This window comes from Sphingobium sp. BHU LFT2 (assembly GCF_018604485.1).
Lineage (GTDB): Bacteria > Pseudomonadota > Alphaproteobacteria > Sphingomonadales > Sphingomonadaceae > Sphingobium > Sphingobium yanoikuyae_A.
The window spans coordinates 24,101-48,937 of record NZ_JAFCGW010000007.1; the positions used below are offsets into that span (position 1 = coordinate 24,101).

The window sequence follows — 24,837 nt, forward strand, 5'->3', positions numbered from 1 at the left end:
TTTTGACGCCGATGCCGCTGCACCTGACCAAGATCGCCTTCCAGAGCGAAAGCCCCGCGACCCTCAAGGCCTGGCTGGAAAGCCATGCGGACGAGGCGCGCCTGACCACCCGTTACCTGCCCAAGCGGCTGGAGGAGATGGAGGGTGGATCGCTCTACTGGATTCACGGCCATGCGCTGGTCGGCCGCAGCCCGATCCTGGGATTTCAGGAGACCGGGCAGGGGCGCTACTGGATCCGGCTGGCGCCGCGGCTGATCCCCGTGCGGACGGCGCCAAAGCGCGCGCATCAGGGCTGGCGCTATCTGGAGGACAAGGATGCGCCGCCCGATCTGGGCGGGGGCGAGGCGGACGATCTGGAAGCGATGCCGCCCGCCATGCTGAACGAACTGGCGCGGCTGGGGCTGGTCTGACGCCAGCCCCAGACGAGGTTCAGATCATCGGCTTGCCATCGGCCTTCACCACGGCGCCGCCCTTCATGACGAAGCCGACCTTTTCGAGCTGGCGGACATCGGCCAGCGGATCGCCGTCGACCGCGATCAGGTCGGCATAGCGGCCGGCCTGCAACGTGCCGACATCGGCGCTGCCCAGCAGGTCGGCGGCATTGGCGGTGGCGGCCTTGATCGCCTCCATCGCCGGCATCCCCGCGCGCACCATCAGCGCGAATTCCTGCGCATTTTCGCCATGGTCGGACAGGCCGAACGTGTCGGTGCCAAAGGCGATCTTGACCCCGGCGGCATAGGCATCGCGCAGATTCTTCTGCAGCAGCGGGCCGATCACCAGCGCCTTTTCGGCGGTCGAGGGATTGAGCTGTTCGGGATGTTCCTTGGCGCGCTGATAGACGCGCTCGCCCACCAGCATGGTCGGCACCAGATAGGCGCCATATTGCTTGAAGATCTTGTAGCTGCCGGCGTCGGCATAGGAGCCATGCTCGATCGAATCGACGCCCAGCGCAATCGTATGGTCGATCGCCTCCTTGCCATGGGCATGGGCCGCGACCTTCATGCCCAGGCTATGGGCGGTGTCGATCACCGCCTTGATCTCCTCGTCGGTCATCAGCTGATGCTTGGGATCGTCGCCGATCGACATGACCCCGCCCGAGGGCATGATCTTGATGAGGTCGGCGCCTTCGCGCTTCAGCCGGCGCACGGCGATGCGGGCGGCTTCCGGGCTGTCGATCAAATTGTCGCTGATGTGGGGAATGTCGGCAAATTCGACGCGCAGGCCGTTGACCGCGTCGCCATGGCCGCCGGTCGGGCCGAGCGGCGTGCCCGCCACCCACAGGCGCGGGCCGGGGATGACGGCACCGTCGATCGATTTCTTGAGCGCGACGATGACCTGCGTATCGGCGCCGCAGTCGCGGACCGAGGTGAAGCCGGCGAGCAGCGTGTTGCGCACGAAGCCGGTCGCCTCGATCGCGTCCTCATAGGCGCTGCGCGTCACCGCGTTGCGGATCGGGTCGCCGCTGTGCCAGCCGGCGGTGATATGGTCATGCGTGTCGATCAGGCCCGGCAGCACGGTCTTGGCCGACAGGTCGATCACCTCGGCGCCGGCGGGCGTGACGAAGCCCGACTGGATCGCGGTGATGCGATCGTCATGGATCAGGATCGACACTTTCTCGCGCGCGGCAGCGCCGGTGCCGTCGATCATCCGTCCGGCATGGACCACGACATCCTTGGCCATTACGGCCGGCGCCGACACCGCGACCAGCGCCGTCATGCTGCATGCGGCCAGCGCCGCTGCCTTCCCCCAGATCATGTAACCCCCTGTTTAATTTGATGGCGGCAGCGTCGCGCGCAGCGGGCCGGCCGTCAACGAATTTATATCAGGCGCGGATGGCAAGCCGTTCGCCGACCATCCGCAGATCGGCGACGAAGCGGGCCTGTTCCTGCGCCTGACGATCGGGGTCGGGCAGGCGCAGCAGGTAGCTGGGATGGACGGTGATCCAGGCTTCGGTGCCGTCGTCGAGAGGGATGGGACGGCCGCGCATCTGGCTGATCGTCACCGGCTTGCCCAGCAGGGCACGGGCGGCGGTGGCGCCCAGCGCGACGATGATGCGCGGGCGGATCAGGTCCAGTTCCTGCTCCAGCCACCAGCGGCAGGCCTTGATCTCCGGCACGTCGGGCGTCTGGTGCAGGCGGCGCTTGCCGCGCTGTTCATATTTGAAATGCTTGACGGCGTTGGTGACATAGGCGCAGGTCCGATCCACGCCGGCTTCGGCCAGGGCGGCGTCGAACAAATGGCCGGCGGGACCGACAAAGGGGCGACCGGCCAGATCCTCCTGATCGCCCGGCTGTTCACCGATGAAGAGCAAAGATGCGTCGAGCGGGCCTTCGCCGAACACGGTCTGCGTGGCTGGCCCGTGCAGGGGACAGCGGGTGCAGGCCATCGCTTCGTCGCGCAGCGCCTGCCAGGCGGCGCGGCTATTGCCGGTGCGGGCTGTCGGGCGGGCTGTGGGGCGCGGGGCCGTGGCGATCATCGCCGCCTCGCGCGCCTGGGCGCCGGCGACCAGATCGGGGATGAGGGCGGCTTCGGGCAGGTTGCGCCAATATTTGCGTGGCATTTCCGACAGCATCGCCCCGGTCTTCAGCCGGGCCGGGTTGAAGATGGCGGCATAATAGCCCTTCCACACATCCTCGACGGGATCTTCGGCCGGGGCGTCGCCGCGCTGCGCGCCGGGGCCTTCGGTCAATATGTCGCCATCCCAGTGGATGCTGACCTCCGGCGTCAGGATCGACCAGCGCATCGAGGCGAAGCGGCGGGTGAAGAAGCCGGCATTGGCGCGGACGACATGATGGTCGGGCTCGAACCAGGCGATGAAGCGCGGGCCGTCGCCTTCATCCAGTTCGCGGAAGCGGACGAAGGCGCGCATCTTGTGGATATCGCGCCGTACCGCCTTGGCCAGATCCTCGACCCGGCGCAGCAGCGGATCGGCGCGATCCTCCATCCGGCCGGGCACCGCGCGCACCGCCAGCAACAGGCTGTAGAGCAGGGCGAAGCGGGCGGGGTCGCGATGGAGGATCGCGCTTTGCGCCAGGTCGACAAAGGCGCGCGGCACGGAAAAGGCGGCATCCGCCGGAGCGGGGGGCAAGGGCATCGCATCACTGCCGAACAGGTCTGGCGCGGCGCTGCCCGCAACATCCCAGAAAATGGCGTCGGCGGGAATGGCGGCCAGGGCCAGCGCGCGGGCCGCATCGCGCCAGCCCTCAAAATCGTCCGGCCCCGCCAGCGTCACCCGATGCATGGCCGTCCGGTCAGTCCTCCGCCTCGGCACGGGCCAGTTCGGCGGGCTTGCGGCGCGCGAACAGCTTCGCCAGCTTTTCCTCCTCGGCGGCGCTCAGTTCCTTGGCGGCGTCGGGGAACATCTCTTCCTCTTCCTCCTCGATATGGTGGAGGTAGCGCTTCTTCAGCTGGTCAAAGGTGCGGCGCCAGGCATCACCGTTGAATTTGAGGCCGTCCAGTTCCTCCAGGAAATCGTCGATTTCCTTATGTTCGGACACGCTGTGCTGCGCATCCTCGCGCAGGTCGGGCTGGGCGAGCATGGTGGCGTAGAGCGTCTCCTCCTCGGCGGCGGCATGGGCCGTCACCTCGACCTTGAACTGGTCGAACAGCTTTTCCAGCCGGTCGTCATCCTTTTCGCGCGTCGCCTCCGCCATCTTGTCGAACAGCTGGCGATGGGCGTCATGATCCTGTTTCAGGCGATCGAAAATGCTGGCCTTGGCCATGGGCAATCCTCCTTCATGCGATGAAGGAGGAAACGACAGCCCTGTGAAAAGGGTCCGGCCTGTAAAAAGGGTCCGGCTTCGGCGCTTAGCCGAACAGCGCGTGGAAGATGATCGCGACCGGCACCCAGAGCAGCGCGCCCAGCAGGCTGGTGCCCCAGAGCTGCAGCAGGTCGCGGCGGAAGCGCAGGCGCAGGCCGGCATGGGACAGGCCGCTATGATCCAGCATCTGCCAGCGATGTTCGAGCGCGCGGGCGGCGATGGCGAAACCGCCGATCGCGATGATGACGCCGAGGTGCAGGACCAGCGAGCCGCCCATCTTGGCGACGATGAAGATCTGGAGCAGGCAGAAGACGACAAGGGCGGCCGCAAGATGCGTACTGATGCGCTTGGCAAAGCCTGCGCCCTGCCGCTCCATGGCCTGATTGTCGAAAAGTGTCGCCAAAGTCCCGATCCCCTTGCTGATCGTGTTACAAGAGTTTCATGAACCGTGCTTGCGATCAACCGCAAAATTGCCTCGGCTCCCCTTAAAAAAGTTCGAGCTGGGCGGCGGGACGCCGCAATTGCGCGGACAGATCGACTCGGTCGGCCAGTTGCACCGGGCGCCAGTCGGCGGCGATCAGGAAGGGGCGCAGCTTGACGATGGATGTGGTCAGGCGCGCGACATCCTCCAGCCGCAGCCGGCGATGGCGGCGACTGGCCAAGATACGGTCGACTGCCTTCACCCCCAGCCCCGGCACCCGCAGCAGCATTTCGCGCGGCGCATGGTTGACGTCGACCGGGAAGCTGGCGCGATGCTGCAAGGCCCAGGCGAGCTTGGGATCGATGTCGAGCGGCAGGCAGCCACTGTCCCGGTCGGTGGCGGCAGCGACCTCGGCCGCGGAATAGCCATAGAAGCGCATCATCCAGTCCGACTGATAGAGCCGATGTTCGCGCATCAGCGGCGGGCGCTTGAGCGGCAGCACGCTGCTGGGCGAGGGGATGGGGGAGAAGGCGCTGTAATAGACGCGGCGCAGCCGGTGCCGATCATAGAGGCTGCTCGCCCGCTGGATGATGGCGCGATCATCGGCGGCATCGGCACCGACGATCATCTGGGTCGACTGGCCGGCCGGGGCAAAGCGCGGGGCATGGCGATATTTGCGGCGGGCGTCGCCCATATCGTCCATCTGGCTGCGCATCTGCGCCATCGCGCCCTCGATCCGGCGGCCGTCCTTTTCCGGCGCCAGCCGCTTGAGGCCGGGTTCGGTCGGCAGCTCGACGTTGATCGACAGCCGATCGGCATGGAGGCCGGCCTGACGCAGCAGCTCCGGATCGGCGTCGGGAATCGTCTTCAAATGGATATAGCCGCGAAAATCATGATCCTCGCGCAGGCTGCGGGCGACTTCGACCATCTGCTCCATTGTATAGTCGGACGAGCGGATGATGCCGGAGGAGAGGAACAGCCCCTCGATATAGTTGCGGCGATAGAAGCTGAGCGTGAGGTCGACCACTTCGCGCGCGGTGAAGCGGGCGCGGCGGACATCGCTCGACCGGCGGTTGATGCAATAATGGCAGTCGAAGATGCAGCTGTTGGTCAGCAGGATTTTCAGCAGCGAGATGCAGCGGCCATCGGGTGCATAGGCATGGCAAATGCCCATGCCTTCGGTCGAGCCTATCCCCTTGCCATCGCGCGAATCCCGCTTGGTCGTGCCGGACGAGGCGCAAGACGCATCATATTTGGCGGCATCGGCAAGGATTTCGAGCTTTTCACGGGTGGACAGGGCGGACATGTGTTCATGTTACGTTCCTCAATCCGGCTTGTCCATAATCCAGATTAGGCCGGCTCCTCGTCCAGCACCTGGCGCACCTTGCCGGCGAGTTGGTCCATGGTGAAGGGCTTGGCCAGGAAGGCGACGCCGGGATCGAGCATGCCGTTATGGACGATGGCGTTGCGGGTATAGCCGGTGGTGTAGAGGACGCGCAGCTCCGGCCGGTCGGCACGGGCGCGGTCGGCCAGAATGCGGCCGTTGATGCCGGGCATGACGATGTCGGTGAAGAGCAGGTCGACCCGCGGTTCGATCGCCAGCATCGCCAGCGCCTGTTCGCCATCGGCGGCCTGGACGATGGTGTAGCCCAGTTCACGCAGGGAATCGACCGACATGTGGCGCACCCGGTCCTCATCCTCGACCACCAGGATGATCTCATCCCCCTGGGCGCGGGGCAGGTCGAGGGCGATGGCGGGCGCCACCGGATCGGCGACCGGCACGCCATAGTGGCGCGGCAGGTAGATTTTGATCGTGCTGCCCTGACCGGGTTCGGAATAGATTTTCACATGGCCGTGCGACTGGCGGACAAAGCCGAACACCTGGCTGAGGCCCAGGCCCGTGCCCTTGCCCACGCCCTTGGTGGTGAAGAAGGGGTCGAAGGCGCGCTCGACCACGTCGGGCGTCATGCCGGTGCCGCTGTCGGTGACCGACACCAGCACATATTGGCCGGGGATCACCTCCGCATGGGTCGCGGCATAGGCATCGTCGAGATAGGCATTGCCGGTTTCGACCGTCAGCCGGCCACCATCGGGCATGGCATCGCGGCCATTGACGCACAGGTTCAGGATCGCCGCTTCCAGCTGGCCGGGATCGATGCTGGCTCGCCACAGGCCGCCGGCCAGCACGCTTTCCACCCGCACCCGCTCGCCGATTGTTCGGCGCAGCATGTCCGACATGCCGCCCACCAGCTTGTTCACGTCGGTGGATTGCGGCGCCAGCGGCTGCTGGCGCGAGAAGGCGAGCAGCCGCGCGGTCAGTTGCGCGGCGCGCTGCGCCCCCTCGGTCGCATTGTCGAGGCCATTGCTGATGCGCCGATCGATATCGGCGGGCAGGCGCCGCCGCGCCATGTCGAGCGAGCCGATGACGACCGCGAGCATATTGTTGAAGTCATGGGCGATGCCGCCGGTCAGCTGGCCGATCGATTCCATCTTCTGCAACTGGCGCACCTGCGCCTCCATCGCCGTGCGCTGTTCCGCTTCGCTGACCAGCCGGTCATTGGCGTCGGCGAGTGCGCGCTTGGCGGCGATCGCCTCCACCATGCGGCGGCGGGCGTTGCGCAGCGCCAGCAGGCCCAGGATGATGACCAACGCGCCGCTGACCGCCAGGCTGGCCGTTACCATGGTGGTCAGCCGGTTGGCCTCGACACTGCGCAGGCGCAGCAGCTGCTCCTCGCGCGCCTTCATCCCGGCGATATGGGTGTGAATCGTCGCCATCGCCATCAGGCCGGGGGCGAAGGCGTTGGGATCGACCGGCAGGCCGCGCCGGCGCAGTTCGATGCCGCCCTCCAGCAGGGTCAGTCGCTGGTCGAGCATCCGCCCCAGCGCATCGACGGCTGCAGCCTGGTCCGCATTGTCCTGCACGTCGGCGCGCAATTGCGCGATCTCGCGCGGCCAGTCCGCCTTGAACGTGTCGAACGGCCCCAGAAAGGGATCCTGCCGGGTCAGCATATAGCCGCGCTGGGCGCTTTCGGCGGCCTGCACCCGCGACAGGATCACCGACAGGCGGTTTTCGACACGCAGCGTGTGGTTGACCCAGCCGATCTCGGCTTGCTGGCTGCGATAGAGCCAGATGGTGCCGCCTACCGCAACGATGACGGTGGCAAGCGCGAGCAGCAGAACGACGATGGATCGTTCGGGGCGGAGCGCATTCATCTGGTCTTAATGGGCAATTAACAACGGTGGGGCAACCCGATTGTGTCTGTCATGCGACGGGTCGTTGCGGTTATGTCCGGGCACTTCGTTGAACCGGTCGGCAGATAGGGGGCGGGATGATGGACAGACGCGATTTTCTGGCGCGGGGCCTGGGCGGGCTGGGCGCCCTGTCGCTGGCGGCGGGGGCCGAAGCGGCCAGCCTGTTCGATCCGCTGGCCGGGCTGGAGCCGATCCGCGCCACGCCCGATCGCATCTTCCGCATCACCGTCTGCCTGCGGCCCTTCCGCGCCGCTGGCCCACGCATCGCGGTGGAAGAAGTCGGGCGCAAGCGGGTCGTCCATCATTATGGCCATGGCGGCAGCGGCTGGTCGCTGTCCTGGGGATCGGCCGAAGTCGCGGTCGGCATGGCGCTGGCGGAGGGGGGGACGGATATTGCCGTGATCGGCGCCGGCGCGATCGGCCTCACCACTGCGCTCACGGCGCAGCGTGCCGGGGCGCAGGTGACCATCTATGCCAAGGAGCAATTTCCCGACGTGCGATCGGCGCGGGCGACCGGCACCTGGTCGCCCGATTCACGGATCGCGATGGAGGGCGGCGTCGATGCCGGCTTTGGCGATCGCTGGGAGGCGATGGCGCGGCGCTCCTTCGCTTTCTATCAGGGGCTGCTCGGCCTGCCGGGCGATCCGGTGGAATGGACCGACCGTTATATGTTGTCGGACGGTCCGACCGTGGCGCCCGCCGTCGAGAGGGTGACGCCGGAGCGGCCCGATCGCTTCATCCGGCTGGAGGAGCGGCTGCACGACATCATGCCGCGATCGGTCGAGCTGGCGCCGGGCACCCATCCCTTCCGCACCGAGCGGGCTCGGCGCAGCAGTTCGCTAACCTTCAATGTCGCCGATCTCGCCCATCAGCTGACCACGGATTTCCTGATCGGCGGCGGCCGGATCGTGCCGATGGAATTGCACGAACCCAATGATGTGACGCGGCTGAAGCAGAAGACGGTCATCAACTGCACCGGCTATGGCGCGCGAGCATTGTGGCGGGACGAAAGCATCGTGCCGGTGCGCGGGCAGATCGCCTGGCTGATCCCGCAGACCGGCGCCACCTATGGCGTCTATCATGACAAGCTGGCGATGCTAGCGCGGCGCGACGGCATCGTGGTGCAGGAGGTCGGGGAGGACGACTGGTTCGGCTATGGCGACGCCAACGAGACGCCCGACCGCGAAGCTGCCGAGGCGTCGGTGCGCAAGCTGGCCGGCTTCTGGAAATAGCGCGCCGCCGTCCAGCCCCGTCCCCGCCTGTCAGGCGAAGACCAGCGACTGGTGCGCGCCGACCCCGGCCTTGACGCCCGAAGCAGAGGCAAAGGTCGCATTGTGCATGGGGGAGGTGGCGTCGCCGGCGGCATAGACGCCGGGCACCGAGGTCAGGCCCCAATTGTCGATGCTGATGAAGGGGCCGGTCGGGCCATCCTCCAGCGCGCAGCCGAGCTGGACCGCGACATCGCTGCTGAGCCGCGTTCTGGGGGCGGTGAAGACAGCGGCGATTTCGATCGTCCGGCCGTCGGCCAGTTGCACGGCGCTCAGCGCGGGCGCGTCGCCGATCAGCGCGACGACGGGCACCCGCTCGATCGCGACGCCGCGCGCCTCCAGCCGGACGCGTTCGGCATCGTCCGGCTCATATTGGCCCTGGGTGAAATAGGTGGATGGCCCCCAATCGGGGATCAGCGCGGCCTGATGCGCGGACATCGGGTGGTTGGCGATGATGCCGAGCGGGTGGTCGCGCACTTCATAGCCATGGCAATAGGGGCAGTGCAGCACGGTCTCGCCCCAGCGTTCGGCCATGCCGGGGATCGGCGGCAGCTCGTCGCTCACGCCGGTCGCCAATATCAGTCGCCGGGCCAGCCGGGTTTCGCCACTGGCCAGGGTCAGGGCGAAGCCGTCGCTGGCCTGCGTGGCATGGCGCACTTCGCCGGCCAGCATCCGGGCGGTGGGATAGGCCAGCAACTGGCGCGCGGCATCGCGGATGATGGCGCGGGGTGTGCGGCCATCCTGACCCAGGAAACCATGGGCAGCGTCGGCAAAGCGGTTCCGCGGCAGGCCGGCATCGATCAGCAGCACATCCTGCCGCGCGCGGGCGAGCTGCATCGCCGCCGACTGGCCGGCAAAGCTGCCGCCGATCACGATCACGTCATGCATGGGTCTTCCTTTCAATGGCTGCGCCGAATCACGATACTTGATAAGTTACATAATCGTGCCTCGCACATTTGCAACAATTGATGTTGCGTGATAGGCGAACGGAAAAGGAGACGCCTGCGATGCAGCTGGATGCGCGCCTGTCGAGAATGCTGCATATCCTGATCCATATGGATCGGCTGGACGGTCCGATGACGTCGGAGCTGGCGGCGCAGATGCTGCGCACCAATCCGGTGGTGGTGCGGCGGACCATGGCGGGCCTGCGCGACGCGGGCTATGTGCGATCGGAAAAGGGGCATGGCGGCGGCTGGACCCTGGCTCGGTCGCTCGACGCGATCCGCATCCTCGACATTTATCGCGCGGTGGGTGAGCCGCGCATCTTCTCGATCGGGCCGGCCGATCCCGATCCGCAATGCCTGGTCGAACAGGCGGTCAACGCCTCCATGGCGGCCGCGATGCAGGAAGCGGAGGCGATGCTGATCGCCCGGCTGGGGCAAGTGACGCTGGCGCAGATCGCGGCGGACTTCGACCAGCGCTATGCCGCGCTGCTGGCGACCGGGGCGATCGAGCCGCTGACCGGCCATTGAGCCAAGCGGCTTGCCAACCGCCTGTGGCGCGGCCATCAGGCGGGGCATGCAATGGCAATTCTGGATCGACCGCGGCGGCACTTTTACCGATGTGGTGGCACGCGACCCGCAAGGGGTTCTTCACACCGCCAAGCTGCTGTCGAGCGACCCCGAGCGCTATGCCGACGCGGCAGTCGAGGCGATCCGGCGGCTGACCGGCGCGGGCGACGGGCCGATCCCGCCCTGCACGTTGCGGATCGGCACGACCATCGCCACCAATGCGCTGCTGGAGCGCAAGGGCGAGCCGGTGTTGCTGGCGATCACGAAGGGATTCCGCGACGCGATCCGCATCGGCTATCAGGACCGGCCGGACCTGTTCGCGCGGCGGATCGACCTGCCGCTGCCGCTCCATGCCGATGTCGTGGAGATGGAGGAGCGGGTGATGCAGGATGGCACCATCCTGACGCCGCTGGACGAGGCAGCGGCGCAGGCGGCGTTGCAGCGCGGCTATGATGCCGGGCTGCGCGCGGTCGCGATCGTGCTGATGCACGGCTATCGCTATCCCGCCCATGAGCAGGCGCTGGCGCGGATCGCCCGGCAGATCGGCTTCACCCAGATTTCGGTCAGTCATGAGGTCGCGCCGCTCATAAAGCTGGTCGGGCGGGGCGATACGGTGCTGGCCGATGCCTATCTCTCGCCGGTGCTGCGCGCCTATGTCGACGGGCTGGGCGAGGCACTGGGCGAGGACGCCGACAAGCTGTTCATGCAGTCCAATGGGGGCCTCACGCGGGGCGACCTGTTCCGCGGCAAGGATGCGGTTCTGTCCGGCCCGGCCGGCGGCATCGTCGGCCTGGCCCGCACCGCCGAGCAAGCCGGGTTCGGCGAGGTGATCGGTTTCGATATGGGCGGCACGTCGACCGACGTGTCCCATTATGCCGGCAGCTATGAACGCGACAATGAGGCGCGGGTGGCGGGCGTGCGGCTGCGCGCGCCGATGATGCGCATCCACACCATCGCAGCGGGCGGCGGCTCCATCTGTTCGGTGGTCGACGGGCGTTTTCGCGTCGGCCCGGAATCGGCTGGCGCGGTGCCGGGGCCGGCCTGCTACCGGCGCGGCGGACCGCTGACCATCACCGACTGCAATGTCATGCTGGGCAAGGTGCAGCCCGATTTCTTCCCCAGCCTGTTCGGCCCCAATGGCGACCAGCCGCTCGACCGGGACGCGGTCGAGGCGCGCTTTGCCGACATCTGTGCGCAGGTGGAGGCGCAGACCGGCCGGGTGATGACCGCGCAGGAGGCTGCGCAGGGCTTCATCGCCGTCGCCGTCGCCAGCATGGCCAATGCGATCAAGCGCATCTCGGTTGCGCGCGGTCATGATGTCGCGCGCTATACGCTGGCGAGTTTCGGTGGGGCGGGCGGGCAGCATGCCTGTCTGGTCGCCGATGCCTTAGGCATGGACCGGGTGATGATCCATCCGCTGGGCGGCGTCCTGTCCGCCTATGGCATGGGCCTGGCCGACCGGCGCGCGGTGCGCGAGCGGACGCTGGCGCTGCCGCTGGACGGTGCCGGCGCCGACGCGCTGGCGGCGGCGATCGCCGAACTGGCCGAGCAGGCGCGCGCCGACCTGCCCGAGGCGGAGCGGAGCGAGACGGTGCTGCGGCTGCGCTATGATGGCACCGACAGCCTGTTCGACGTGATGCTGGGCGATCGGACGGCGATGCTGGCCGATTTCGAGGCGCAATATCAGGCCCGCTTCGGCTATGGCGGCACCGGCATCGTGCTGGTCGACATGGTGCGGGTGGAGGCGATCGCACCGACCGCCGAGGATATGGGCAGCGTCGCGACCATCGCGACCGAGGCAGCCGCGCCACTGGCGCAGGTGATGCTGGCGCGCGCGCAGGCACCGGTGTTTGGCCGGGCCGGACTGACGCTGGACAGCATCGTCGATGGCCCGGCGCTGATCAGTGATCCGGTATCGACCACGGTGGTCGAGCCGGGCTGGCGCGCGCGGCTCGACGCGATCGGCAATCTGGTGCTGACCCGTCATGCGCCGCGCCCGGCGCCGGCCGCCGATGACGGCACCGCTGTCGATCCGGTCCGGCTGGAGGTGATGGGCGGCCTGTTCATGGCGATCGCTGAGGAAATGGGCGCGGCGCTCCAGCACAGCGCTTCCTCGGTCAATATTCGCGAGCGTCTGGATTTCTCCTGCGCCCTGTTCGATGCCGCCGGCAATCTGGTCGCCAATGCGCCGCACATGCCGGTTCACCTCGGCAGCATGGGGGAAAGCATCCGCGCGGTCATGCGCCGGCGCGGGATCGGCGCCGATGGCCGGGCGATCGACGGGCGCGGCACGCTGCCGGGCGACGTCTATGCGCTCAACGCGCCCTATGATGGCGGCACGCATCTGCCCGACGTGACGGTGGTGATGCCGGTGTTCGCCGACGGGAAAGCGGGTGCGCCGGCCTTCTATGTCGCGGCGCGCGGCCATCATGCCGATATTGGCGGTATCTCGCCCGGCTCCATGCCGCCCGACAGCCGCAGCATTGAGGAAGAGGGCATCGTCCTCGACAATGTGCTGGTGGTCGATCAGGGCCGCTTCCTGGAGGGCGATCTGCGGACGCTGCTGGGCTCCGGCCGCTGGCCCTCGCGCAATGTCGACCAGAATATCGCTGACCTGTCCGCCCAGATCGCCGCCTGCGCCAAGGGCGCGGCCGAACTGCAGCGGATCAGCGGCGATTATGGCGTCGATGTCGTGGCTGCCTATATGGGCCATGTGCAGGATCAGGCCGAGGCCGCGGTGCGCCGGCTGATCGATCGCCTGGCCGACGGGCACTATCGCTATGCGATGGACAATGGCGCGGAGGTGGTCGTCAGCGTGACGATCGACCGGGCGGCGCGCGGCGCGACGGTGGATTTCACCGGCACGTCGGACCAGTTGCCGGGCAATTTCAACGCGCCCTTGTCGGTCGCGCGCGCGGCCCTGCTCTATGTCGTGCGGACGCTGGTGGACGAGGCCGTGCCGATGAATGACGGCTGCCTCAAGCCCATGACTTTGGTGGTGCCGGAGGGATCGCTGCTGCGGCCGCGCTATCCCGCGGCGGTGGTCGCCGGCAATGTCGAGACCAGCCAGGTCGTCACCGACGCGCTGTTCGGCGCGCTGGGCGTGATGGCGGGCGCGCAGGGAACGATGAACAATTTCACCTTCGGCAATGCGCGCCACCAATATTATGAGACGATCTCGGGCGGATCGGGTGCCGGGCGGGATTTCGACGGCGCCGATGTGGTGCAGACCCACATGACCAACAGCCGCCTCACCGACCCCGAAATATTGGAAAGCCGATTCCCGGTGCTGCTGGAGGAATTTTCGATTCGGCCCGGATCGGGCGGCGCGGGCGCGCATCATGGCGGCAATGGCGGGCTGCGCCGCATTCGATTCCTGGAGGATATGACCGCCGGTATCCTGGCCAACCGGCGCAGCGTGCCGCCCTTTGGCCTCGCCGGCGGCGCGCCCGGCGGGCTGGGGCGCAACTGGGTCGAGCGTGGCGATGGCCGGGTCGAGATGCTGGGCGCGACCGGATCGGCGCAGATGGCACCGGGCGACGTCTTCGTGATCGAGACGCCCGGCGGCGGGGGATTCGGCAGGGGCTGATCCGCCTCCGTTCGCGTCAAGCGAACGGAGGCGGGGAAGGCGGGACGCTTTAGTCCCGCCAACTCTTGTCAGAGCGGTCGATCAGGCGGACCATCGCCTGGAAATCGGGCACGCCGACGCCGACCGGCAATTGCACACCGGCGAGGTCGCGCTGATGCACGGCGATGACATCGGCCGGGATCTCCACCGGCGTGCCGGCGGCGCAGGCGGCGAGCTGAATCTCGCAGGCGCGCTGGAGCATCCATTGCATCAGGAAGGCTTCGGGCAAGGTCTTGGCCATCACCAGCGTGCCATGGTTGCGCAGCATCATGATTCGCCGCTCGCCAAGATTGGCGATCAACCTTTCGCCTTCCTCCGGCCGGATCGTGACGCCTTCAAATTCATGATAGGCAATCCGCCCGGTGAAGGCCGCGGCGTAGAAATTGATCGGCCGCAGCCCTTCCTGCGTGGCGCTGACGGCCATGCCCGCCGTGGTATGGGTGTGGATGATGCAATGGGCGTCGGCCAGATGGCGGTGAAAGACGCTATGCTGGGTGAAGCCCGCGCGATTGACCGGATAGGGGCTGCCGTCGAGCACATGGCCGTCGATATCGATCTTGACCAGGTTGGATGCCCTGACTTCGCTGTAAAGTAGGCCGAACGGGTTGATGAGGAAGGCATTTTCCTCATCGGGCACGCGCAGGGTGATGTGATTGTAGATCAGTTCCGACCAGCCGAAATGGTCGAAGATGCGGTAGCAGGCGGCGAGCTGCTGGCGCGCCTCCCATTCGGCGGGCGACATGTCGGGCTGTCTGGCGGCACTTGCCATGGCCATCCTCCTTTATATTATGGGCGCCACTATCCTCCGCTCGACGCATTCTGTCGAGGGAAAGGGCGTGAAAGCCCTGCAGGGGTTGAATTTGCGCGACTCTGCTGGTAGGGCGCGCCCCACATGCCTCAGGGTGACCTGTGGCGACTCACGGATTTTTATATTCGGTCGGCCCGTCGGGAGGGTTTCATTCCTGGCGATCCGCCCGTTTTCGATTGGAGATTGACGGACTTATGCAGATCATCGTTCGCGACAACAATGTCGACCAGGCCCTCCGCGCGCTCAAGAAGAAGCTGCAGCGTGAAGGCGTGTATCGCGAAATGAAGCTGCGTCGTCACTACGAGAAGCCCTCGGAAAAGCGTGCGCGCGAAAAGGCGGCTGCTGTCCGCCGCGCCCGCAAGCTGGAGCGCAAGCGCGCCGAGCGCGACGGCGTCCGTTAAGGACTGCCGATATCAGGACGGCCGGTTCGCGGTCGTCCTGACTCTTTGCTGATTTCCCGTTCTTCATTGCGAGGCGTTCGCTCATGTCCACGACGGCTGTCCCCCTTCGTCCTATCGCCAAGGGGTCGCTGACGCGACTCTGGATCGGTGTCGCCGCGATCGCGCTGGCGGCCGGTGGTCTGGCTTGGGCAGGGCAGCAGGGCGTGGAAGCATCGCCTGCCGCCTTCCTGACGCAGAACGCCCATGCCAAGGGCGTGGTGACGACCGAGTCGGGCCTGCAGTACCAGGTGCTGGAGGAAGGCAGCGGGCCGAGCCCGACGACCGCCGACGTTGCGCTGGTGGGCTATAAGGGCACGCTGCTCGACGGCACCGTGTTCGACGAGAATCCGCAGACGCCGATGCCGGTCGACGGCGTGGTGCCGGGCTTCTCCGAAGGCCTGCAGAAGATGAAGAAGGGCGGCAAGTATCGCCTGTGGATCCCGCCGCAGCTTGGCTATGGCGAACAGGCCGCCGGCCCGATCCCGGCCAATTCGGTGCTGGTGTTCGATGTCCAGCTGCACGACTTCAAGTCGCGCGCGGAAATCATGCAGATGCAGCAGCGGATGCAGCAGATGCAGGGTGGCATGCCGCAGGGCGCCGTTCCGCAGGGCGTGCCGGGCAACTGATCCGATCGATCCGAGAGTAGAGAAGGGCCCGGTTTCCGGGCCCTTTTTCTTTGGTGGTCAGAGTCTGTCTGGAAAATGCGCGAAAGGGCGCATTTTTGATGCGGCACCGGCCCGCACCCCCACCCGACCACCGGTGCGGCTGCGCCAGAGGCGCAGTCCGGACAAATGCTCAGAGGGCTGCCTGATCGCCGGGGGCCGATGGCGGGAAGGCGAGGCCTTCGGCGCTGCCAATCTTTTCCTCGCCGGTGAACAGGCGGTCGAGTCGCGCCTTCACGTCGCGCCGATATTCGACGCAGGACACCGAACGCGGCGCACCGATGTCGATATCGTCGGCGATGGCCGACTTGATCCGTTCCAGCGCGTCATTGTCGAGGATGCCGGCCCGATGCAGTTCCCGGCAGAGCTGGACCATGCCGGCGGCGGTTGCCTGGGCCCGCATGCCGACATTGGTCAGTTCGAAATGCAGCTTCTTCTGCTGCTCCATTGCCACGGTCATGCCATTCTCTCCTTTCGCTTTAGGATAGAAGCGCAGGAGCAATCGTTACGTTCCGGGACGCATTCGTCAATCGCCGTTTTTATCGTCGCTTTTCAGGATGGTCTGCCCTGCCAGAGCCTTGGACCGTTCCTCCAGATAGACCTTGATCATGGCGACGATCGGATCGGCCAGGAACAGGCCGAGGATGCCGAACAGCGCACCGAGCAATATCTGCGCCGCCAGCACCAGCGCGGGGGCCAGGTCGGTTGCGCGCTTGGCCACCATCGGCACGATCAGATAGCCGTCGATGATCTGCACCGCCATGTAGACGCCAAAGGCATAGAGGCCGGTATGGGTGCCGCCCGAAAAGCCGACGAGGACGATCAGAACGCCCGAGATGATCGCGCCGATATTGGGCAGGAAGGCGAGCAGGCCGGTGAGGATGCCGAGCAGGCCCGCCATCGGCACGCCGCCGGCCCATAGCAGCAGCCATACGCCCACACCCTCCACCGCCATGCCGATCAGCCGGCCGAACATCAGGCGGCGCAGGGTGAAGGCCATCTTGTCGGCGACGGTGTAGAAATGGGCGCGCTTGTCCATCGGCAGCATCCAGGCGACGCCGCGTTCGTACAGCTTGGGTTCGACCGCGATGAAGATGGCCAGCACCAGCATCATGACGCCGCTGGTGATCGCGCCGACAGCGGTGCCGACGGCGGCGGTAACCCGGCCCATGGAACTCATCGCCTGCTGGGCCAGGCCCTTGAGGTCTTCGGGCGTGGTGGTGATGCCCAGCTGCTGCATCCAGCCGCCGACCCGCTCCACCTGCGCCTCGACGATGGTGCGCATCGCCTGCGCCTGGGCGGCGAGACTGGAGCCGGTGAGGTAGAAAGTATAGGCGAGGAAGGCGACGACGGCAAGCAGCACGATCGTTAGGCGCCAGCCCCGGCCGATCGGCAGCACGCGGCCCAAGAGGCGGGTGCCGCCATCCATCATGGTGGTGAAGACCAGCGCGCCCAGGATCAGCATGATCGGCTGGGCCAGCAGCACGACCAGGGCGATGCCGATCGCCATCGCGAACCAGACGCCCGCCCGCTTGATCTCATGCTGGACCAGCGGGCTGCGCAATTCGCTGGGGCCGGGTTGCTCGATATGCTGCTGCGCGTCGCTCAAACCCGGAACCCCCAATTAGCTGTCGTGAACTATTTCGCCTCGGTAACGCTCTGGGGGCGCAGGCTGTTCCCGGCGCGGCCGCCACGGAAGGCATGGAGCCAGCTGAGCGGATTCCAGCTCGAATCGCCGTCCAGGCTGAAGGTGATGAATTCGGCGCGGCCGCCGATCGCTTCCCACGGCACCGGGCCGCCCAGGCCATTTTCCTCCAGCGGGGCGCGGCTGTCGGCGCTGTTGTCGCGATTGTCGCCCATCAGGAAGACATGGTCGGCGGGCACGCGGACCGGGCCATACCAGTCGAGCGCGCTCGGCCCCATGTCGATCGTGACATAGGTCTTGCCGTTGGGCAGTACTTCCTGCCGCACCGGCAGTTCGCACCAGCTCTTGCCCGCCTTGTCGGTCACCAGCGCGCCGGGGAACTGCATCGGCGGGCAGGGGGCATTGCCATCGACCGCTATGCGCAGGGGCTTGAGCACCTTCTGCGGCACCGGCACGCCGTTCAGGATCACCTGACCGCCGCGCACTTCGACAATGTCGCCGGGCAGGCCGATGACGCGCTTGATATAATCCTCGCGCCGGTTCTGGGGCGAGACGATGACGATGTCGCCACGCTCGGGCAGATGGCCCAGGATGCGCCCCTTCAGGAAGGGCAGCGGATGGAAGCTGGGGCTGACATAGGACCAGCCATAGGGGAATTTGCTGACCACCAGCCGGTCGCCCTTCAGCAGCACCGGCATCATCGATTCCGACGGGATGTAGAAGGGCTTGGCGACGAAGCTGTGGAAGGCCAGCACGGCGAGGATGAGCAGCACGATGCTCTTCACCTCATGCCACCAATTCACCCCGCTGCCGCCGGCGCCGCTGTTGTCTGCCTCCTTGTCGTCGGCTGCCGTTTCGGGCGCGGCAGGGGGCAGGGGGTCGGTTTGGGTCATGTCGACTGCCGTCATGGAAGGGCTATGCTCGGATGGGGAGGGCGGCCCGCTCAAAGCGGCAGCGCCTCGATGATGACGAAGGCCTGGGCCCATGGATGATCGTCCGTGAGCGTCAGGTGAATGACCGGCTTGTAGCCCGCCGGCACCATCGATGCCAGCCGCTGTGCCGCGCCGCCGGTCAGCGCCAGCGTGGGCGCGCCGCTGGGCGCGTTGACGACGCCGATATCCTTCATGAAGACCCCGGCCTTGAAGCCGGTGCCGACCGCCTTGGAAAAGGCCTCCTTGGCGGCGAAGCGCTTGGCCAGCGTGCCGGCTTTCGTAAACGGCCGGCGTTCCGCCTTGGCCTGTTCAACATCGGTGAAGACGCGCTGGACGAACCGGTCCCCGAAGCGGTCGAGCGAATTCTGGATCCGCTCGATATTGCAGAGATCGGAGCCGAGGCCGATGATCATGCGGCAGTCACCGCGCCAGGTCCATCTGCCGCCGCATTTCGCGGATGCTGGCTTCCAGCCCGCCGAAGATCGCCTCGCCGATCAGGAAATGGCCGATATTGAGTTCGGCGATCTGGGGGATGGCGGCGATCGGCGCGACATTGTCGAAGGTCAGGCCATGGCCGGCATGCGGCTCGATGCCGTTCTTGGCGGCGAGCGCGGCGGCGTCGGCAATGCGGCGCAGCTCGACCGCGCGGGCCTCGCCGGTCAGATGGGCATAGGCGCCGGTGTGAAATTCGACCACGGGCGCGCCAAGCTGGATCGCGGCGTCGATCTGGGCGGCATCGGCCTCGATGAACAGGCTGACGCGGATGCCGGCATCGGTGAGCGCGGCGACGATCGGGCGCAGCACCGCGATCTGGCCGGCGGCGTCCAGGCCGCCCTCGGTCGTGCGCTCCTCCCGCTTTTCCGGCACGATGCAGGCGGCGTGCGGCTTGTGCTTGAGGGCGATGCCCAGCATTTCCTGCGTCGCCGCCATTTCCAGGTTCAGCGGCACGTCGAGCGCCGCCATCAGCATCGCGATATCCTCGTCGCGGATATGGCGGCGATCCTCGCGCAGATGCGCGGTGATGCCGTTGGCGCCGGCCTTCACCGCCAGCAGCGCGGCCTTGACCGGATCGGGATGTTCGCCGCCCCGCGCGTTGCGGATCGTCGCCACATGGTCGATATTGACCCCCAGGCGCAGCGGAACGGCGGCCATCTTACTGCTTCCGGCTGCCGGGCTTGATCGCCGGCACCGCTTCCAGTTCGGGCGGCAGCTGATCGGCGTCATAGACCGGGAAATTGATGCTCACGAGCGGGTAGAAGGGGACGCCCAGGTCCACTTCGCCGGCCGAACGATCGACCAGCGCCACTTCGGCGACGACGATGCCGCCTTCGTGCTCGACCGCCTCGATCGCCTGGCGCGACGACAGGCCGGTGGTGACGACGTCTTCCACCATCAGCACTTTCTGCCCCGGCGATATGGCAAAGCCGCGGCGCAGTTCGAACACGCCCTCGGGCCGCTCCAGGAACACCGCATCCTTGTCGAGCGCGCGGCCGACTTCATGGCCGATGATCAGGCCGCCCATGGCGGGCGACACGACCAGGTCGATCTCCTGGCGCAGCTCGCGCGGCAGCTGCTGCACGGTGGCGCGGGCCAGCTTGCCGGCGCGTTCGGCATTCATCAGCACGCGGGCGCACTGCAGGTAATTGGCGCTGCGGCGGCCCGACGACAGGATGAAATGTCCTTCGAGCAGCGCACCTGCTGCCCGGAATTCTGCCAATACTTCTTCGTCGGTCATTCCGCCCTGTTCCACTATTCCGTTGCGGGAGGTCGCGCAAAAACGGCGCCCGGCCCGCCCATATCGCACGGGCATGACATGCCCATGATCGCGCACCTGTGCGCGAGGTGCGAGATAGGCGGGAGCGGGAGGCGTTGCAACAGCGAAGAAAATCTGGTCCACACTGACTTGAGGCAGAAAAATTCGTTGCCTATAAGCCGCCACATAGACCGAACGGGCGGGCACGACGCGAAAGTGGACGTTCCCGTTGCAGCGGCAACAAGGGGTTAGGGGTAGATGAGGCTATGAAAAAGGTGAGATCGCTCATTCTGGCCGGCTTGCTGGCAATGGCGCCGGCAACGGTGATGAGCCCGATGGCATTGGCGCAGGAGAATGCCGCCGCTGCCGCCCCCGCTGCTGACAATGCAGCTATATCGACCGAATCACCCGACAATGCGACGGCCCCTGCGGCCGAAGCCGCGCCTGCCGCCAAGGTCGCCGCGCCGCCGCGGATGAAGCCGACCGAAGGCATCGGCATGCCCAAGCCCGGCGAGATCACGCTGCAGGAGCAGTTCACCTCCACCGGCCACACCGCGCGCTGGCTGCACGACAAGATGCTGCTGCCGCTCATCACCACCATCTCGGTCTTCGTGCTGCTGCTGATGCTCTATGTGATGGTGCGCTATCGCCGCTCCGCCAACCCGGTGCCGTCCAAGACCTCCCACAACACCGTCATCGAAGTGGTGTGGACGCTGGTTCCGGTCCTCATCCTGCTGGTGATCGCGATTCCCTCGATCGGCCTGCTGGCCGACCAGTACAAGCCCGCGCCCAAGGATGCGCTGACCGTGAAGGTCACCGGCTATCAATGGTATTGGGGCTATGAATATCCCGACAACGGCATCCCCGAATTCGTGTCGAACATGCTGCCCGAGGACAAGGCGAAGGAAAATGGCGAGCCCTATCTGCTCGCGCCTGACAATCGCCTGGTCCTGCCGGTCGGTCGTCCGGTCAAGCTGATCATCACCGGCGCCGACGTGATCCACAGCTTTGCCGTGCCTTCGCTGTGGGTGAAGATGGACGCCGTGCCCGGACGCCTGAACGAGAAGAGCTTCACCATCGAGAAGCCGGGCGTCTATTATGGCCAATGTTCGGAACTGTGCGGCGCGCGCCACGGCTTCATGCCGATCGCGATCGAGGCGCTGCCCCCGGCTCAGTTCGACCAGTGGGTCCAGTCGCAGGGCGGCACGCTGAAGGGCGCAGCGGCGGAGAAGACGGCTGAAGCCGCTGCCGCTACTGCTGAAAAGAAGATCTGAGGGGTAGGAACGTCATGACCACCATCACCGCCGACCATCATGGCGATCATCATGGCGACCATGCCCATGATCATCATGATGCCGACCACAAGCCGGCCTTCTTCCAGCGCTGGTTCATGTCCACCAACCACAAGGACATCGGCACCCTCTATCTGATCTTCGCGATCATGGCCGGCCTGATCGGCGGCGCCATTTCCGGCCTGATGCGCATGGAATTGCGCGAGCCGGGCATCCAGTTCCTGCATATCTGGGCGCAGTGGAGCGACGGTCCCGCCGCGACGCTGGACCAGGCCTATCACCTCTGGAACGTGTTGATCACCGCCCATGGCCTGATCATGGTCTTCTTCATGGTGATGCCCGCGATCATCGGCGGCTTTGGCAACTGGTTCGTGCCGATCATGATCGGTGCGCCGGACATGGCCTTCCCGCGGATGAACAATATCAGCTTCTGGCTGCTCATCCCCGCCTTCCTGCTGCTGCTCGGCTCCACCTTCGTGCCCGGCGGCACCGGCAATGGCGCGGGCACCGGCTGGACCGTCTATGCGCCGCTGTCGACCAGCGGGTCGGCCGGCCCGGCCGTTGACATGGCGATCCTGTCGCTGCACATCGCCGGCGCTAGCTCGATCCTGGGCGCGATCAACTTCATCACCACCATTCTCAACATGCGTGCGCCGGGCATGACCCTGCACAAGATGCCGCTGTTCGTCTGGTCGGTGCTGGTCACCGCCTTCCTGCTGTTGCTGGCGCTGCCGGTGCTGGCCGCGGCGATCACCATGCTGCTGACCGATCGCAATTTCGGCACCACCTTCTATGATGCGGCCGGTGGCGGCGATCCCGAACTCTACCAGCATCTCTTCTGGTTCTTCGGCCACCCCGAAGTCTATATCATGATCCTGCCGGGCTTCGGCATCGTCAGCCAGATCGTCTCGACCTTCAGCCGCAAGCCGGTGTTCGGCTATCTCGGCATGGCCTATGCCATGGTCGCGATCGGCGTGGTCGGCTTCGTCGTCTGGGCGCACCACATGTTCACCACCGGCATGTCGGTGAATGTGAAGATGTATTTCACCGCCGCCACCATGGTCATCGCGGTGCCGACCGGCATCAAGATCTTCTCGTGGATCGCGACCATCTGGGGCGGATCGATCAGCTTCAAGACGCCGATGGTGTGGGCGCTGGGCTTCATCTTCCTGTTCACCGTGGGCGGTGTGACCGGCGTGGTGCTGGCCAATGGCGGCGTCGATGACGTGCTGCACGACACCTATTATGTGGTCGCGCACTTCCACTATGTGCTGTCGCTGGGCGCGGTCTTCTCGCTGTTCGCGGGCTTCTATTACTGGTTCCCGAAAATGACGGGGCGCATGTATAATGAAGTGCTGGGCCAGCTCCATTTCTGGGTCTTCTTCATCGGCGTGAACCTGCTGTTCTTCCCGATGCACTTCCTGGGCCTGAGCGGCATGCCGCGCCGTTATCCCGACTATCCCGAGGCGTTCGCCTATTGGAACAAGATCGCGACCCACGGCTATGAGATCATGGCGGTCGGCGTGCTGATCTTCCTGGTCAATGTCTTCTGGTCGCTGTTCGCCGGCAGACGCGCAGAGGGCAATCCCTGGGGCGAAGGCGCGACGACGCTGGAATGGACGCTGACCAGCCCGCCGCCCTATCACCAGTTCGAGACCTTGCCGGTCATCGACTGATCGCCATGCGGGTGCCCGGCCTGGACCGGGCACTCCGTTCCCCCTGCGGCGGGGCAGACGGGTAGGACCGTCTGTCCATTTGCCGGAATCGGTCAGGGCCTGTATGGGGCGCCGGCTGATCGAAGAGGAGTTTATGGCCAGTTCGCCGCTTTCGTCCGGGGCTAATGCCCCCGTCCTGCCCGCTCATTGGCGCGATTTCGTCGCGCTGACCAAGCCGCGCGTGATGACGCTTGTGGTGTTCACGGGCCTGTGCGGGCTGCTCGCCGCGCCCGGTCATATCCATCCGGTGCTGGGCTTTACCGCGATATTGTGCATCGCGCTGGGCGCCGGCGCGGCCGCCGCGCTCAACCAGTGGTGGGAAGCCGATATCGACGCCAAGATGAAGCGCACCGCCAGCCGGCCGCTGCCCGCCGGCCGGATGGAGCGGCAGACGGCGCTGCATTTCGGCGTCGGCCTGTCCTTCTTCTCGGTGATCCTGATGGGGATGGCGACCAACTGGCTGGCCGCCGCCGTGCTGACCGTCTCGATCCTCTTCTATGTCTTCATCTACACCATCTGGCTGAAGCCCCGGACGGCGCAGAATATCGTCATCGGCGGCGCGGCCGGCGCCTTCCCGCCGGTGATCGGCTGGGCGGCGGTGACGGGCGACATCACCGCGCTGCCGATCGCGCTGTTCATGCTGATCTTCTTCTGGACGCCGCCTCATTTCTGGGCGCTCGCGCTGTTCGTGAAGACCGATTATGCCGCCGCCGGCATCCCGATGCTGCCGGTCGTTTCGGGCGAGGTCGTCACCCGGCGCCAGATCCTTTTCTACACCTTCATCATGGCGGTTGCCGCGCTGGCCCCGGTCGCGCTGCACCTGACTGGCGCGATCTATGGCACGGCGGCACTGGTGGGCACCGCGATCTTCGCGGCCATGGCCTTCCAGGTCTATCTGCGCCGCGAAACCGATCCCGCGCGCATGGCGCCGGAAAAGCGGCTGTTCAAATATTCGATCCTGTATCTCTTCCTGCTGTTCGGGGCAGTGGTCGTCGACCGCTGGCTGCTGGCATGAGTCCGGAAGATCAGGATCAGGTGCGCGCACGGCAAAAGTCCCGTGCGCTGGTGACCGGGCTGCTGCTCGGCTTCCTCGCCATCCTCTTCTTCGCCATCACTTTGGCGAAGATCGGCGCGAGCCATAATATCTGATGGCCTCGCTCCCGCCCTCGCCCTTTGACCGCGACCGCCGCAACCGGCGGACGCTGGTGGCGATGGCGGGCATCGGCCTGGCGATGCTTGGCCTCGGCTTCGCCTCGGTCCCGCTCTACCGCATCTTCTGTCAGACGACCGGTTTCGGCGGCACGACCCAGCGCGCGGCGGCCGATGTGAAGCTGACCCCGGTGGCCGGGCGGACCATGTCGATCCGCTTCGATTCCAATGTCCAGCCCGGCATGCCCTGGGAGTTCCGCCCCGAACATCGCACCGACACGGTGACCGTGGGCGCCCGCGACATGGCGATTTTCATTGCCAAGAACCTGTCCGACAAGCCGGTGACCGGCACCGCCAGCTTCAACGTCACGCCGACCCAGGCCGGCGCCTATTTCACCAAGATCCAGTGTTTCTGCTTCACCCAGCAGACGCTGCAACCCGGTGAGGAAGTGCGCATGCCGGTGATCTATTATGTCGATCCCAAGATATTGCAGGATCCCGACAACAAGGACACGCAGCAGATAACGCTCAGCTACACCTTCTATCCTGTTGAGCAGGGGAAGCAGCCAAGCTAAGCTGACGAGAATAACCGAAAAACAG

The 24,837-nt window shown here is 66.2% G+C and carries 25 protein-coding genes; 11 read left to right on the forward strand and 14 right to left on the reverse strand.

All coding sequences use genetic code 11. From position 1 onward, the window contains the following. The first annotated feature begins 11 nt into the window (after positions 1 to 11). Positions 12 to 410, forward strand: coding sequence for a DUF1489 family protein (locus tag JQK15_RS14540; RefSeq protein WP_010339600.1), 399 nt, complete (start codon positions 12 to 14; stop codon positions 408 to 410). A 19-nt stretch (positions 411 to 429) separates the two neighbouring features. On the opposite strand, the gene JQK15_RS14545 is transcribed toward JQK15_RS14540, so the two are convergent. The 6 genes from JQK15_RS14545 to JQK15_RS14570 form a co-directional block, all read right to left on the reverse strand. Continuing rightward, positions 430 to 1,755 (reverse strand): metal-dependent hydrolase family protein, encoded by a 1,326-nt coding sequence (locus JQK15_RS14545; RefSeq protein WP_214866206.1) that lies wholly within the window; start codon positions 1,753 to 1,755, stop codon positions 430 to 432. 67 nt (positions 1,756 to 1,822) lie between these two features. Beyond that, positions 1,823 to 3,241, reverse strand: coding sequence for a UdgX family uracil-DNA binding protein (locus JQK15_RS14550; protein WP_214866207.1), 1,419 nt, complete (start codon positions 3,239 to 3,241; stop codon positions 1,823 to 1,825). 10 nt (positions 3,242 to 3,251) lie between these two features. Continuing rightward, positions 3,252 to 3,722: a hemerythrin domain-containing protein gene (locus JQK15_RS14555; protein WP_017500069.1), complete on the reverse strand. Its 471-nt coding sequence runs from the start codon at positions 3,720 to 3,722 to the stop codon at positions 3,252 to 3,254. 85 nt (positions 3,723 to 3,807) lie between these two features. Then, positions 3,808 to 4,164, reverse strand: a complete 357-nt coding sequence (locus JQK15_RS14560) for a hypothetical protein (RefSeq protein WP_010339604.1) — start codon at positions 4,162 to 4,164, stop codon at positions 3,808 to 3,810. Positions 4,165 to 4,246: 82 nt separating this feature from the next. Next, positions 4,247 to 5,488 carry a putative DNA modification/repair radical SAM protein gene (locus tag JQK15_RS14565; RefSeq protein ID WP_099231671.1) on the reverse strand — a complete coding sequence of 414 codons (1,242 nt, stop codon included), beginning with the start codon at positions 5,486 to 5,488 and terminating at the stop codon, positions 4,247 to 4,249. Positions 5,489 to 5,532: 44 nt separating this feature from the next. Beyond that, entirely contained in the window at positions 5,533 to 7,395 is a 1,863-nt protein-coding gene (locus JQK15_RS14570) for a CHASE3 domain-containing protein (protein ID WP_214866208.1), read from the reverse strand. 116 nt (positions 7,396 to 7,511) lie between these two features. Here JQK15_RS14570 and JQK15_RS14575 point away from each other — a divergent pair, with 116 nt between their 5' ends. Continuing rightward, positions 7,512 to 8,666 (forward strand): FAD-dependent oxidoreductase, encoded by a 1,155-nt coding sequence (locus JQK15_RS14575; protein ID WP_214866209.1) that lies wholly within the window; start codon positions 7,512 to 7,514, stop codon positions 8,664 to 8,666. A 30-nt stretch (positions 8,667 to 8,696) separates the two neighbouring features. Here the strand turns inward: JQK15_RS14575 and JQK15_RS14580 are convergent, their stop codons facing one another. Continuing rightward, the gene (locus tag JQK15_RS14580; RefSeq protein WP_214866210.1) at positions 8,697 to 9,590 is read right to left on the reverse strand and encodes an NAD(P)/FAD-dependent oxidoreductase; all 894 of its coding nucleotides are present in this window, start codon (positions 9,588 to 9,590) and stop codon (positions 8,697 to 8,699) included. A 119-nt stretch (positions 9,591 to 9,709) separates the two neighbouring features. Between JQK15_RS14580 and JQK15_RS14585 the strand changes: the two genes are divergently transcribed. Continuing rightward, positions 9,710 to 10,174, forward strand: a complete 465-nt coding sequence (locus JQK15_RS14585; protein ID WP_214866211.1) for an Rrf2 family transcriptional regulator — start codon at positions 9,710 to 9,712, stop codon at positions 10,172 to 10,174. A 46-nt stretch (positions 10,175 to 10,220) separates the two neighbouring features. Beyond that, positions 10,221 to 13,802, forward strand: coding sequence for a hydantoinase B/oxoprolinase family protein (locus JQK15_RS14590; protein WP_214866212.1), 3,582 nt, complete (start codon positions 10,221 to 10,223; stop codon positions 13,800 to 13,802). A gap of 49 nt (positions 13,803 to 13,851) precedes the next feature. On the opposite strand, the gene JQK15_RS14595 is transcribed toward JQK15_RS14590, so the two are convergent. Further along, on the reverse strand, positions 13,852 to 14,610 hold the full coding sequence (locus JQK15_RS14595; RefSeq protein WP_214866213.1) for a class II aldolase/adducin family protein: 759 nt from the start codon (positions 14,608 to 14,610) through the stop codon (positions 13,852 to 13,854). A 233-nt stretch (positions 14,611 to 14,843) separates the two neighbouring features. Between JQK15_RS14595 and rpsU the strand changes: the two genes are divergently transcribed. After that, complete coding sequence (rpsU, locus tag JQK15_RS14600; protein ID WP_004208618.1) at positions 14,844 to 15,050, forward strand: 30S ribosomal protein S21; 207 nt, start codon at positions 14,844 to 14,846, stop codon at positions 15,048 to 15,050. An 83-nt stretch (positions 15,051 to 15,133) separates the two neighbouring features. Continuing rightward, a complete protein-coding gene (locus JQK15_RS14605) occupies positions 15,134 to 15,715 on the forward strand; it encodes an FKBP-type peptidyl-prolyl cis-trans isomerase (RefSeq protein ID WP_004208617.1) in 582 nt (193 codons plus the stop codon). A 169-nt stretch (positions 15,716 to 15,884) separates the two neighbouring features. Here JQK15_RS14605 and JQK15_RS14610 read toward each other — a convergent pair whose 3' ends face one another. The 6 genes from JQK15_RS14610 to pyrE form a co-directional block, all read right to left on the reverse strand. Beyond that, entirely contained in the window at positions 15,885 to 16,211 is a 327-nt protein-coding gene (locus JQK15_RS14610) for a hypothetical protein (RefSeq protein WP_069338030.1), read from the reverse strand. Between the two features lie 66 nt (positions 16,212 to 16,277). After that, positions 16,278 to 17,360 carry an AI-2E family transporter gene (locus tag JQK15_RS14615; RefSeq protein WP_214866214.1) on the reverse strand — a complete coding sequence of 361 codons (1,083 nt, stop codon included), beginning with the start codon at positions 17,358 to 17,360 and terminating at the stop codon, positions 16,278 to 16,280. A 29-nt stretch (positions 17,361 to 17,389) separates the two neighbouring features. Further along, positions 17,390 to 18,304, reverse strand: a complete 915-nt coding sequence (gene lepB / locus JQK15_RS14620) for a signal peptidase I (RefSeq protein ID WP_214866215.1) — start codon at positions 18,302 to 18,304, stop codon at positions 17,390 to 17,392. Positions 18,305 to 18,339: 35 nt separating this feature from the next. Further along, positions 18,340 to 18,741: a holo-ACP synthase gene (gene acpS, locus JQK15_RS14625; protein ID WP_004208613.1), complete on the reverse strand. Its 402-nt coding sequence runs from the start codon at positions 18,739 to 18,741 to the stop codon at positions 18,340 to 18,342. 7 nt (positions 18,742 to 18,748) lie between these two features. Then, entirely contained in the window at positions 18,749 to 19,480 is a 732-nt protein-coding gene (locus JQK15_RS14630) for a pyridoxine 5'-phosphate synthase (RefSeq protein WP_214866216.1), read from the reverse strand. A gap of 1 nt (position 19,481) precedes the next feature. Next, the gene (gene pyrE, locus JQK15_RS14635; protein WP_214866217.1) at positions 19,482 to 20,063 is read right to left on the reverse strand and encodes an orotate phosphoribosyltransferase; all 582 of its coding nucleotides are present in this window, start codon (positions 20,061 to 20,063) and stop codon (positions 19,482 to 19,484) included. A gap of 284 nt (positions 20,064 to 20,347) precedes the next feature. Here pyrE and coxB point away from each other — a divergent pair, with 284 nt between their 5' ends. The 5 genes from coxB (at position 20,348) to JQK15_RS14660 (ending at position 24,812) form a co-directional block, all read left to right on the forward strand. Continuing rightward, entirely contained in the window at positions 20,348 to 21,355 is a 1,008-nt protein-coding gene (coxB, locus tag JQK15_RS14640) for a cytochrome c oxidase subunit II (RefSeq protein WP_214866218.1), read from the forward strand. A gap of 14 nt (positions 21,356 to 21,369) precedes the next feature. Beyond that, entirely contained in the window at positions 21,370 to 23,049 is a 1,680-nt protein-coding gene (ctaD, locus tag JQK15_RS14645; protein WP_004208609.1) for a cytochrome c oxidase subunit I, read from the forward strand. Between the two features lie 133 nt (positions 23,050 to 23,182). Continuing rightward, the gene (locus JQK15_RS14650; protein WP_026108937.1) at positions 23,183 to 24,103 is read left to right on the forward strand and encodes a heme o synthase; all 921 of its coding nucleotides are present in this window, start codon (positions 23,183 to 23,185) and stop codon (positions 24,101 to 24,103) included. Beyond that, positions 24,100 to 24,237, forward strand: a complete 138-nt coding sequence (locus JQK15_RS14655; protein ID WP_010339616.1) for a cytochrome c oxidase system small membrane protein — start codon at positions 24,100 to 24,102, stop codon at positions 24,235 to 24,237. The genes JQK15_RS14650 and JQK15_RS14655 overlap by 4 nt, the downstream gene beginning before the upstream one ends. Next, entirely contained in the window at positions 24,237 to 24,812 is a 576-nt protein-coding gene (locus JQK15_RS14660; protein ID WP_010339617.1) for a cytochrome c oxidase assembly protein, read from the forward strand. Before JQK15_RS14655 ends, JQK15_RS14660 begins: the two co-directional genes overlap by 1 nt. The last annotated feature ends 25 nt before the right edge of the window (positions 24,813 to 24,837 follow it).